This is a genomic window from Cytobacillus sp. Bva_UNVM-123 (genome assembly GCF_046351715.2).
GTDB lineage: Bacteria > Bacillota > Bacilli > Bacillales > Cytobacillaceae > Cytobacillus.
Map to the genome: position 1 here is coordinate 650,852 of NZ_CM177772.1, position 12,124 is coordinate 662,975.

The 12,124-nt window shown below is 37.7% G+C and carries 11 protein-coding genes; 8 read left to right on the forward strand and 3 right to left on the reverse strand.

The genetic code is table 11. From position 1 onward, the window contains the following. Nucleotides 1-172 precede the first annotated feature (172 nt). From KDN24_RS03225 to KDN24_RS03240, 4 genes are read left to right on the forward strand one after another with little or no spacing between them, the layout of a single operon-like run. Nucleotides 173-1,726 (forward strand): flavocytochrome c, encoded by a 1,554-nt coding sequence (locus KDN24_RS03225; protein WP_491348296.1) that lies wholly within the window; start codon nt 173-175, stop codon nt 1,724-1,726. 15 nt (nt 1,727-1,741) lie between these two features. Next, nucleotides 1,742-2,200 (forward strand): cytochrome c3 family protein, encoded by a 459-nt coding sequence (locus KDN24_RS03230; protein ID WP_409975261.1) that lies wholly within the window; start codon nt 1,742-1,744, stop codon nt 2,198-2,200. A gap of 19 nt (nt 2,201-2,219) precedes the next feature. Next, nucleotides 2,220-2,834: a cytochrome c3 family protein gene (locus tag KDN24_RS03235; protein WP_409975262.1), complete on the forward strand. Its 615-nt coding sequence runs from the start codon at nt 2,220-2,222 to the stop codon at nt 2,832-2,834. Further along, entirely contained in the window at nt 2,831-4,372 is a 1,542-nt protein-coding gene (locus KDN24_RS03240) for a flavocytochrome c (RefSeq protein WP_491348297.1), read from the forward strand. Before KDN24_RS03235 ends, KDN24_RS03240 begins: the two co-directional genes overlap by 4 nt. 89 nt (nt 4,373-4,461) lie before the next feature. Here KDN24_RS03240 and KDN24_RS03245 read toward each other — a convergent pair whose 3' ends face one another. Further along, nucleotides 4,462-5,379, reverse strand: a complete 918-nt coding sequence (locus KDN24_RS03245; RefSeq protein ID WP_409975264.1) for a DsbA family protein — start codon at nt 5,377-5,379, stop codon at nt 4,462-4,464. A gap of 8 nt (nt 5,380-5,387) precedes the next feature. After that, the gene (locus KDN24_RS03250; protein WP_409975430.1) at nt 5,388-5,741 is read right to left on the reverse strand and encodes a winged helix-turn-helix transcriptional regulator; all 354 of its coding nucleotides are present in this window, start codon (nt 5,739-5,741) and stop codon (nt 5,388-5,390) included. Nucleotides 5,742-6,336: 595 nt separating this feature from the next. On the opposite strand from KDN24_RS03250, the gene KDN24_RS03255 reads away from it, so the two are divergent. Then, nucleotides 6,337-7,758 carry an NAD-dependent succinate-semialdehyde dehydrogenase gene (locus tag KDN24_RS03255; RefSeq protein WP_409975431.1) on the forward strand — a complete coding sequence of 474 codons (1,422 nt, stop codon included), beginning with the start codon at nt 6,337-6,339 and terminating at the stop codon, nt 7,756-7,758. 617 nt (nt 7,759-8,375) lie between these two features. On the opposite strand, the gene KDN24_RS03260 is transcribed toward KDN24_RS03255, so the two are convergent. After that, nucleotides 8,376-10,601 carry an MMPL family transporter gene (locus tag KDN24_RS03260; protein ID WP_409975265.1) on the reverse strand — a complete coding sequence of 742 codons (2,226 nt, stop codon included), beginning with the start codon at nt 10,599-10,601 and terminating at the stop codon, nt 8,376-8,378. Nucleotides 10,602-10,787: 186 nt separating this feature from the next. On the opposite strand from KDN24_RS03260, the gene KDN24_RS03265 reads away from it, so the two are divergent. The 3 genes from KDN24_RS03265 (at nt 10,788) to KDN24_RS03275 (ending at nt 12,095) form a co-directional block, all read left to right on the forward strand. Further along, nucleotides 10,788-11,366 (forward strand): TetR/AcrR family transcriptional regulator, encoded by a 579-nt coding sequence (locus KDN24_RS03265; RefSeq protein WP_409975432.1) that lies wholly within the window; start codon nt 10,788-10,790, stop codon nt 11,364-11,366. Between the two features lie 65 nt (nt 11,367-11,431). Continuing rightward, complete coding sequence (locus KDN24_RS03270) at nt 11,432-11,779, forward strand: DMT family transporter (RefSeq protein ID WP_409975266.1); 348 nt, start codon at nt 11,432-11,434, stop codon at nt 11,777-11,779. A 1-nt stretch (nt 11,780) separates the two neighbouring features. Next, on the forward strand, nt 11,781-12,095 hold the full coding sequence (locus tag KDN24_RS03275) for a DMT family transporter (RefSeq protein WP_409975267.1): 315 nt from the start codon (nt 11,781-11,783) through the stop codon (nt 12,093-12,095). The last annotated feature ends 29 nt before the right edge of the window (nt 12,096-12,124 follow it).

Sequence of the window (12,124 nt, forward strand, 5' to 3'; positions counted from 1 at the left end):
TCGTACGTCGCTGAACAAGGCGCTTGAGCTTTTCGGATTGTGACAGCTTTTTGACTGTAATGTTTTTGTAAGTTCTTTTTCAGGTGCTGTTATGAGGATGTAAGTAGGAATTGATTATGATACATACATATAGTAAATTGTGAAAAAATTCACAAATAGGAGTGTCGAAAAAATGGAGGAAAAAATGGAGGAAAAAACGACTCGTCTTGAATTATTAAAGAAGGGAGCTGCTGTTTGTGTTGCATTAGCGGCTGGAGGACTTATACCTGTAAAGGTATTTGGCAAGGTAAAAAATAAATCTGTTCAATCTTCAAGTCGTTTTCAATATGACGAAATATTTGATGTCATCGTTGTGGGGAGCGGATTGTCTGGAACAGTGGCAGCCATTACAGCAGCTGAAAAAGGAAATAAAGTTGTAATGGTAGAGAAAATGGATTTTTTAGGTGGCAGCACGATGCTGCAGGAATTTCATTTTGCTTGCCCTGAAAGTAAAGAACAAAAACAAAAGGGTATAAAAGACAGCCATGAAATACTCGTTAAGGATGTGCAAAAAGTTGGAGAGAACTACGGCAATCCTGTATTAGTGACGGAAATGGCAAAGAACAGTATTCAGTTTTATCATTTATTAGAAAAATTAGGATTGAAATTTGATTTACTGAAAGAGCTAAGAGGACACTCTGTATCTAGAACATTATGGGTGAGTGGCGGCGGGAAAAAAGTGATTGAAAAAATGCATGCCTATTTAAATGGAAAGTGCAGCATTCGCAAGCAGGTCAAAGTTGATGAAGTATTACTAGATAGCAATGGACGCGCTGTTGGCGTAAAGGTTCGAGAACAATATGTTTGTTCAAATGAGCAAAATGATGACTTCGTAAATAAAACGGGGATTGAAAAAGTGTATGGAGCAAAAAAAGGCGTGATTCTCGCAAACGGAGGATTTGCTTTTGATAAAGAATTTATTTCAGGAGAAGCAAAATATTTTGGTGGATTATCGGAAATGTCTACTAGTGCCCATCCTGGCTCAACGGCAGGATTGTTAAAATCAATGATTTTAAAAGGTGCTCATCCTGTAAATACTTCACTTTATCATTTCGCCTATCCGCTTTATGAACGTGATTTTTATTTTAGCTTAATGGTTGATGCTGATGGTGAAAGGTTAGCGGATGAGGGAAATCCAAATAAGTTTGGTCGCATTGCCTATAAATCAAAAAACAAAAATGGGGGGAAACAGCCAATATGTATATTCGATCAAATAGGCTTCGAGCAAGTATCTGATAAGCAAAGAAGAGACGCAGCATTGCAAGCTGGAATACTTATGAAATTTGATTCGCTCGAACAGTTAAGTAATGAATATGGGATTCCATTTGCAGCACTGACAAAAACAATTACCGATTATCATCAGGCAATTGAAGCGAAGAAAGATGAACAGTTTATGAAAATGCTTGATCAGCTGAACGGAGCTGCGATAAAAAAAGCACCATTTTATGCAATAAAAGTAGACCCAGAGCTTAATTATACAACAGGTGGTCTTAGAATTGATAAAAAAGCTAGAGTTTTGAGAATGGCTGATGAAACTCCGTTTAGTGGATTATTTGCAGCTGGAGAAGTAACAGGTGGCATTCATGGTGCACAAATATTAGAGGGAGCTTCTACACTTGATTGTGGTGTATTTGGAATAATCGCTGGTGAAGGGGCTTCAGCTATGGAAGCGGCAAATTTGATTTAGCAAGGAGGGACAAACATGAAAAAACTATTAATTGTACTTGGTGTCATACTTGTAGCTGGCATTGCATTTTTATATGAGGGGATGAATACAGCGGAGAATAGTAAAAAAACAGATGTTAAAATGCCCGCAACAACACTTGCTGCCGCTGATTTAATTGAACTTACGAAAGACTATCCATCCAATAATGATGAACATAAAAAACTCGGGTTTGATTGTGTTACTTGCCATGGTGATTTTAAAGATCCGAATGAAGTTATGCCGTTGCAAAATGAGCAATGCTTAACTTGTCATGGTGATTATCAAAAAGTAGCAAAGAGGACGTCATTTTTAGATGAAAATGAAGTAAATCCGCATGATGGATTTCACCATAAGGAAGATTTAGATTGTGCTGATTGCCATCGTGAACATAAACCATCAACAAACTATTGTGCAAACTGTCACGATACAAAAGTTTGGATGAATGATACTCCGTAAGGAAAGGTGGTCTATCGATATGAACGAAAAAAAAGGATTGAAGATTCGAAAATATTTTAAGGGAAAAGCAGGACTTTATACGACAATGCTTATCACGTCATTTGCTACGATTCTATTTGCGTTTCTGTTCACAGAAGTTATTCATGCAACGGGAAAGGTTGAATTTTGTAGTAGCTGTCATGAGATGGGGACGTTTGTAGAAACGTATGAGCGGGATACTCACGGAGGAGCTAATAAAGTCGGCGTAAAAGCAGATTGTACAAGCTGTCACTTGCCACAGGATTCACAAATTGATCATGTAGCAACAAAAGTCGTGTCAGGTACGAAGGAAGTTGTTATGCATATAACTGGCAATTATTCAGAAAAAAAATATTATGACAATCGCAAAAATAGAGAGGATTTCGTCTACTCTAGTGGTTGTATTTCTTGCCATCAGGAAATAGAAAGCGGCAAAGTAAAAACGGACAACGAAAAGGCTAAGAAAATGCACACATATTACTTAAGTAAAAAAGGGACAGATATAAAGATAGAGTGTGTTTCCTGCCATACAGATGTTGGGCATAACGGAGAGCTGCGCAAAGAGCTAATAGATATGGATACATATCCGAATGAGAAACAGAAGGAGGAAGAATGATGGACCGTCGCACCTTTTTAAAGGCTAGTGCTATCTCTGCAACTGCAACAGCTCTCTCGATTTCTAGCTTTGCTCCTTTAGTCGATGCAGAGGAAAGTACAGATGTTAAGTTTGATGAAGTATTCGATGTTATTGTTGTAGGAAGTGGAATTGCAGGAACAACCTCAGCGATAACAGCGGCAGAGCGTGGAAATAAAGTGCTTGTTGTTGATAAAATGAATATTTTAGGTGGAACATCTTTAATTAGCGGACTAAATTTTTCATGTGTCGGCAGTGATGAACAGAAGGCTGAAGGAATTGTGGACAGCCCTGAATTAATGGCTCAAGACATGAGGAAAGTATCGGAAGATTATGGTGATCCTGAATTAGCTCTTACAGTTGCCACCATGACGACAAGATTCTATCATTTTTTGAAGGATAGAGGGATCGTTTTTAAACAATTTAAACAGCTTGGTGGACATTCTGTTGCTCGCGCTGTGTGGGCAGGAGGAGGGGCTTATGTGATCAGACCTTTACATGATTATATTCGCAATAACCTTCAAGATAAGCTTACAATGCGTAAACGCTGTAAAGTAGATGATATTGTTTTTAAAGAAGGTCGAGCCATCGGCCTTAAAGTAAGAGAAAACTATTACTTTAACTTTGATGATCCTGAGCGTGATGATGAAACAAATCAAACAGGCAAGGTGAAATATATCGGTGCTCGCAAAGGGATTGTATTCGCAAGTGGTGGATATTGCCGAGATAAGAAATTATTAGGTGCTGAAGCTGACATTTTAGCAGAGACGAATAGTGATGCGAATCCTGGTGCACGTTCAGGGACATTAAGAATGCTGATGGCACATGGCGCGCAAGCTGTAAATTTATCATTATTCCGTTTAGCCTATCCAATTCCAACAGAAGATCTTATGTGGGGAATGTTAATAAATCCAGACGGCAAGCGGTTTGTGAATGAGTTTGGTAATCGGAATACGATCGGAATGACGATTTTAAAAGAGAAACAAAAGTTTGAAGGAAAAGCCCCACTGTTAATATATGATCAAATGGGTGCAGATAATTTCCATGACAAACAGCGTTTTGAATTAAGCATGGAAGCGAAAAATGGGTATGAAGGGACGATGTATAAATTTAATACACTCGAAGAAGTAGCGAAATTTTTCGAATATGATCCAAACGTATTGAAGAAGGCAGTCGATGATTATAATTCAGCACATGATAGTGGAGTAGATAAAGAGTTTGGAAAGGATTTTTCTGAAATGAATGGAGCGGCATTGAAGAAGGCCCCTTTCTATGCTATGCGCTTAACACCTAAGTGTACATATACCCCTGGAGGAGTGAGAATAAATAAAGATGCACAAATGATTAATAGTAAGACAGGAGAAGTGTTTGAAGGATTGTTTGCAGCGGGAGAAGCAACAGGTGGCGTTCACGGAGCCATGCGCTTAACAGCTTGCTCAATGCCAGATTGTGGTGCTTTCGGGCTGATTTCAGGAGATAATGTTTCAGCAATGAACCCTGTAGAATTATCAATAAAATGAATGAAACAATTAATCAATCGATTGAGACCCTTTCAACCGATTGATTAATTTTTTTTATCCAAGTATTGAATCGAATGCAAGGAAGATGATTAGATCATTTCAATATATAATTCGCCAAGGATTTCCTTCGCTTCATAGTTGACGCTTTTTAGCTCTTTTTCTAAAAATAAAGGCACCTCATTTTTAGTCAGACCATACATTTCTTCGATTTCTTTTGAGAATAAACGCACCTCTTTTTTGAGAAGCTCAGCTAAAGGAGGCTGGGAAACCGGCAGAAGCTCGTCAGTAGTGGACAAGGCTTGCTTCAGTCCATTCACATAGTAATCTAATGGCCGTGCACCAACAATTTTGATCCCTTTGTTTTCTTCATTTACCATAATGATGGTCGGAAATCCCCGAACTCCGAGGCTTCTAGCAAGGCTGAAATCTTCATTCAATCGTTCTTGACCAGTAGGAAGCTCTGCCTCTGCCATGATTTTTTGTCCATCTAGACCAAGCTGATTGACAATATCGATTAATACCTCATCCGTTCCGATGTTTTGATTAAAAACAAAAACAGCTTCTCTAGCGCGGCGTAAAAATTCTTTTGCAAACTGTTCATTTTCCTTTTGGACCACTTTATAAACACGTGATGGGATATATGATGATTGAACAGGATTAGTAAGCCAAAGAGATCCATCAATCGGCATTCGAGAATGCTCCCCAACTTCTCGCCAATGAGCAGCCACATCAGAAGGTGATGAGATGCCATTACTTACATCTGCAAAGCCGTCCCAACTTTCCAAAAGCCCCCCCATAACTGTATGGAAATTGAAATAGTGGCCATATTGTTCTTCAAAACGGCGAAGAACGGGTTCAAGTGCCCAGCAGTGGGAGCAGATCGGATCTGTTACATAATAAAGAGTTATTTTTTTCTTTGGTGCATTCAAATCAATGAATTCCATTTCTTCGTCGCCAGCTTCTCCACAAATGCCTGTTTCTAAATCACAAATCATATTATTCTTCATCGATCTATTTACAGCTCCTTTTCATTATTCATTAAATGGCATGGCAAATGACTCCCCATAAATTTCAAAGCCCATTCTTGAACAGGCTGAAGGGCAGAAGCAAGTTCTTTCCCTTTTTCTGTTAATTCATACGTTATCGTCACAGGGGTAACTCCATTTACTTGTTTTTCGATTAATTCGAAGTCTATTAATTCAGTTAGCTTTAATGATAATGCCTTCGGTGTAATATTTGGAATGTCTCTTCTCATCTCTGTAAACTGTGATTTACCATTTGGGCACAGAGATAAATAGTGAATGATTAGTCCATTCCATTTTCGGCCAAGTATTTGAAAAGATACCTCTAAATACGGACATACTTTAATAAAGACCACCACCTATATGCGATATAAAAAGTATATCAGATATAATTATTATACTAGTTGATTTGATTTTCGCAATAAATATGTATTCACTTTCGAAGCTTAAAAAATAGACTTCAAGAATAGGATAAAATGGAGTGATTTTACTTGATAAAGGTCAATAGCTGATGTTTATTGAATGTTAGAAAAAGGAAAAAGGGGATATACGTAGAATCAATTCTTTAAGGATGGTGAAAATAAGATGAAAAATATGCAAATATTAAAACGTCTATTCTAGGACCGAAATCGCAAATGCTTTTAGAAAAAAGGAAAAAGTTCGTTCCACAAGGAATTAGCAATGGCTGTACAGTATTTGTTTTTTAATGCCATCCACGATTACCGACGAACAGCTTGAGGAAGGTCTATCCATTTTAGAGGAAGCGGTTGAAGCTGTTCTTGTTCCACAATACAATTAATATTATTTTATAAAAGTATGAATGTAAAATTGGTGCTGAGGTAAATGAAAGTATTCGATTTTTTTAGCTATATGTGAAAGGAAATTGAGTAGAGAGGTGAGAAAACGGTGGAAACGATTAATATGAAAAATCTGTTGAATAAAATGTATATTGATGGCAATTGGATAGGCGAGCATTGTGAGGCATTTATTCATGTGACAAATCCTGCAACAAATGAAATTGTCGGGATTGTTCCAAAAGGGGGTGCCGATGAGGCTAAACAAGCAGTTGATGCAGCCTATGCTGCATTTAAAGTGTGGTCAAAGAAAACGGCAGAAGAACGCAGCCGTTTGCTAATGAAATGGTTTCAACTTATTGATGAAAATAAGGAAGAAATCGGAAAAATCATGACGTTGGAACAAGGAAAACCATTAAAAGAAGCAATTGGTGAAGTCGCATACGCAAACAGCTTTATTTCTTGGTATGCAGAAGAAGGAAAGCGTATATATGGAGAAACGATTCCGTCGAGTCATCCAAATAAACGGATACTAATTCGTAAAGAGCCAGTCGGGGTCATTGCCGCCATTACCCCATGGAATTTCCCAGCGGCCATGATTACCCGTAAAGTTGCACCAGCCCTAGCAGCTGGCTGTACAGCTGTTGTAAAACCAGCCCAACAAACACCCTTAACTGCATTAAAACTTGCAGAGTATGCAGAAAAAGCTGGAATCCCGAAAGGAGTAATCAATGTCATCACTGGAAAATCAAAAGATATCGGTGATGCTTGGTTAAACGATTCCCGAGTAAGAAAGCTTACCTTCACTGGTTCTACTGAGGTTGGCAAACTCCTGATGAAGGGTGCAGCTGAAAATGTGAAAAAGATTTCACTTGAACTAGGTGGCAATGCCCCATTCATCGTCATGGATGATGCTAATTTAGAAAAAGCAGCAAAAGGATTAATTGGTTCGAAATTTCGTAATGCAGGGCAAACATGTATATGTACGAACAGAATTTATGTACAGGAAGCTGTACTAGATGAGTTTGTTGACATCTTTAAACAGGAGCTTCGTCATTTAAAGGTAGGCAATGGACTTGAGGAAGGAACGGATATTGGTCCATTAATTGATCAAGATGCTATTGATAAAGTGGAGGAACTACTGACTGATGCCGTTGCAAATGGCGGAAAAATTGTTTATCAAGGCAATAAACCCGAATTGGCTGAGGGCTATTATTATGAGCCGACAATTATTACGAATATTAATGAAAACATGCTATGTGTTAATGAAGAAATATTCGGTCCCCTCGCACCAATTGCGACGTTTAAAACAGAGCAAGAAGTCATTGAACGTGCGAATGATACAAATTACGGTCTTGCCGCCTATGTATTTACCGAAAACCTAAGCCGTGCCTTCCGTATAAGTGAGGAGCTTGAATATGGAATTGTCGGAGTAAATGATGGATTGCCTTCAACAGCGCAAGCCCCTTTCGGCGGATATAAAGAAAGCGGTCTTGGAAGAGAAGGCGGCCACCATGGAATTGAAGAATATTTAGAAATAAAATACATTTCAATTGCATTAAATGAGTAATTTTTGGGCCTGCTTTTATTTTTGAAGCAGGCTTTTTAAATCGGGGTTGAATTTATCGAACTAAGCCCCCATTTTTACCGTCATACTGGATAAATCTATCTTTTGTAAATACATATTTGTTAGCATTCTCGATATATAATGGCGAGTTTCTAGATAAATCAGCGAGTTTCAGAAGATATCGGTCGATTACCGGAAATATCGGTCAATTACTGAAAATATCGGCCAATTTCGAAAAATATCGGTCAATTACTGAAGATATCGGTCAATTTCGAAAAATATCGGTCAATTACTGAAAATATCGGCCAATTTCGAAAAATATCGGCCAATTACTGAAAATATCTGCCGATTACCGAAAATATCGGTCACGGACGATTGTAAATGCAGGACGATAGTCAATAAGTAGCAATTACCTATGCTTACATTGAGCAAATTGAGCAAACGTCATAAACGAAGAAAATTTAAATAGGCAACTTCTCGAAAACATGAAAGATGGGACGGTCTAGAAAGACAATGTCGATTACCTTTTAAAGACTGTCCCACCTATTTCAGTTAAAATATGAATGTGAAAATGAAATTCGATTTACATGACTGTGTAAGGCAAAAACTTCTCTAATATACTATTTCATACTTAATTCTGATTCTACATAAACAGTTGAATGCTTCTTTCTTTTCCTATATATCAAAATCAAAATGGATGGAAGGAAGATTCCTCTTATTAAGAAAGTATCAAGCAAGATCCCGACTGCCATTGTGAAGCCGAATAAAAATAATTCTTGCAATGGCTGTGTCATAAGGACGGCAAATGTTGCAGCAAGAATTAAGCCGGCGGAAGAAATGACGCCTCCTGTCACTGCGACCCCTCTACCAACTGCTTCTTTCCAAGGAAGCTTCATGGCTTCTTCTCGAATCCTTGAGACAAGCATAATATTATAGTCGATGCCAAGGGCCACCATGAAAACGAATGTGTAAACAGGCAAACGGTAGCTTATCGCGTCAAAGCCCATAACATGTTTGAAAATCAACCAACTAAAACCAAGTGTTGAAAAATAAGACACTAAGATCGTTGCCATCATGAAAATTGGCATAATGATAGAGTGCGTTTGAAAACCTAGAATAATCGTTAGCAAAATCGTTACAAGTGAGAATAAGACTATCATATCACGCTTGTTCATATCGTTTACATCGACCTGATGAGCCGTTTGGCCAGCAAAATGAAGATGGACATCACTTGTTGAAAATCCACTGTCTTTAATTAGCTTTTCTTCTGAATCCCGCAGCTTCTTAACAATATCGATTGCTTTTTGTTCATATGGATTGCTGTTTAAGATGAGCTGCAGCCGAACTGCTTTATGGGAATCAGCTAGAAAGTTTCGTGGCAGCATCTTTTGTTCCTTCATTGCTTCTTTTGGAATGGTCGGTGTAACGGAATCAACACCATTCTGTTCAGAAAGCTTTTCTGTTAGTTTATTTATTTTATTAAAAAAATCTTCATCAAGTTCAAATTTCTTGTTTGCTTCAATCAAGATTGTCACTGGCGCCAATTGCCCCGCTGGATAATGCTCTTCTAGCAGCTCAAAGCCTTGGCGAGAAGGCATGTCCTCTGGAAATGATTTTAATAAGTTAAATGAATATTGGATAGATGTAAAGTTAAAGATTCCAATTAACAAAATGACCAATAAGCTTCCTGCTAATAAAGCAGGTTTTTTTATTACTTGCTTACTAATTTTTACCCAAATGCGATTTTCGCTTTTATTTTCTTTTTCAACTTTTGGGATAAAAGGCCAAAAGGCTTTACGTCCCATTAAGGCAAAAATACTAGGGATGAGTGTTAGTCCAGCCATGAGAATAACGACTACAGCTACTGAAAAAACAGGAGCGAAATGGTTGTAAGGTTTAAAAATGGTAACGAATAGTGTCAGCATCGCTAGAATAATTGTTCCCCCACTAAAAACGATTGGTTCGGAAACATGATGAATCGCTTCTTGCATGGATGAATATTTCGATGCTTGTTTTTTTAATTCTTCCCGATAACGTGAGAAAACAAAGAGACTATAATCGGTTAATACCGCAAAAAGTAAAATAAGCATGATAGAAACGGCAGAACTATCAATCGTAAACCAATCATTTTTTCCAGCTAGGCCTAGTAGGCGATCAACCACTCCATATACAATTCCAGCAATGATTAACGGTGTAATGGCGAGTAATGGCGAGCGGTAAATAACAATTAAAATGATAAAAATTAATCCAACTGTTGCAAGCATTAGGACAAGATCGGCACTTTTAAATAAAGAAACTGTATCAGCAGCAATTCCTGCGGGACCAGTTATTTCAAATTTCATACCATCCATATCAATCGCTTTCACTTTATCCCTAATTTTGTCCATCGTCGCAAGTGCTTCATCAGACTCTAAATTAGGATCCATTAATAAATTGATTAATAGAGTTGATTTATCCTCTGAAAACATTTGCTTTTGTACGGTTTGTGGAAGCTCATGAAATGGCAGTGCACTTATTATATGTTCAGGCTTTGCCCCAGAAGAAAGCCATTCACTTAACTCATTTATTTTTTCTATATCTTTATCTGTTAGTTTTTCATCATGGTGGAAGACAAGTAAGGCAGGCAGACCTTCTGTAGACGGAAACTGCTCCTTCAATAGTTTGTCAGCCACTTCAGAGGGTGTATTTTCTTCTACACTCCCTTCATTACTATTCACTTTATAATCATTTGCAGATGGGGCAAATAAGCTGAAGAGAATGACTGCTAAAATCCAAGTCATCACCGTGAATTTTGCTCCTCTTGAACTGCTTGTATATTTAACTAATTTGCGAAAAGGCTTAAGCATATTGATTCAACTCCTTATTTTTTCCCTGTCCTTATTGTAAAAAGTGATTGTGAACGGAGAATGAATGCAATATGTCAATATTAGAGGTTTAAATATTGAAAATATCCTTTTTGTTTGGACAATTTGTTGAATGTCCTGTACAATATAAAATGAATGATAGTCAGTCATTAAGTTGAAAGGATTTTGATCATGGATAAAAGAGAGAAAATTATTAAAGCGGCTATAGAAGTTTTTAAAGAAAAGGGGATTGAAAAAACGAAGATTTCGGACATTGTGAAACTGGCAGGAATAGCTCAAGGCACTTACTATTTATATTTCCCTTCGAAATTATCGGTTATGCCAGCTATTGCCGAGGTAATGGTCGAAAAGACGATTGCAGCGGTAAAGGAAGAAGTACATGATGATGCTCCTTTTTCAGCAAGACTCGCTCAAGTCGTTGACGCCATTTTTATGATTACGAGAGATTATCGTGAAATTCTTGCACTTATATATGCTGGGCTCGCCTCAACTGAGCATATTAAAGAATGGGAGACGGTTTATGAGCCTTTTTATTCTTGGATCAGTCAATTTTTAAGCGAGGCGAAAGCTTCAGGAATCATTCGTGATTCAATTCAGGTTGAACGAACTTCTAAGCTGTTTATCGGTCTTGTTGAATCAGCAGCAGAACAAATTTACCTTTATGATAATCGACAGGATGATCAGGCTGAAGTACAGAAAGCAGAAGTATTAGATTTTTTAACGCATGCCCTTAGGATTCAAGAATGATAAGCGAGAGAATTCCAACGTCATGCAAATAAATGATTGAAGGCAGTCATCAGGAGGATTATACAATGAATAAGGCTTGGATTTATGTATTACTAACTTGTTTTTTTGAATTAATTTGGGTTTATGGATCTAACAAGGCTACAACATGGTGGCATTGGTTGATTGTGATAGCGGTTATTATTATTGACTTTTATTTCCTTCCGAAAGCCTGTGAAACCCTTCCAACGGGAACTGTATATGCAGTCTTTGCTGCAGTCGGAACAGTTGGAACGGTGTTAATGGATGTGTTTTTATTTGGAGGAAGCTTTAGCATAGGGAAACTTTTCTTCGTTGCCGTTTTAATTACTGGTGTTATCTGTTTGAATATTGCTGATAATGTTGAGGAGAAAAAAATGGTAAAGGAGGTCTTGTAAAATGGGCTGGTTACTCGTCTTTTTTGCTGCCTCCAGTGAAATTGCAGGTACGATCGGGTTGAAATTGTATAGCCAAAAGAAAACGTTAAGAAATGGTCTTCTTTATGTAGGAGGATTCGGTGCTTCGTTTGTTCTTTTATATGAGTCTTTCAATTTCTTGCAAGTCAGTATTTCTTATGCGGTTTGGATTGGAATCGGAACGGCAGGAGCGGTCTTATTGAATATGCTCTTTTTCGGCGAATCAAAAAGCTTGGGGCGCATCGCTAGTGTCTTGTTAATTGTCATTGGAGTCGTAGGATTGAAAGCTTTATCATAAAAACAATAGAAAAAGCTTGTAGGTCTTTA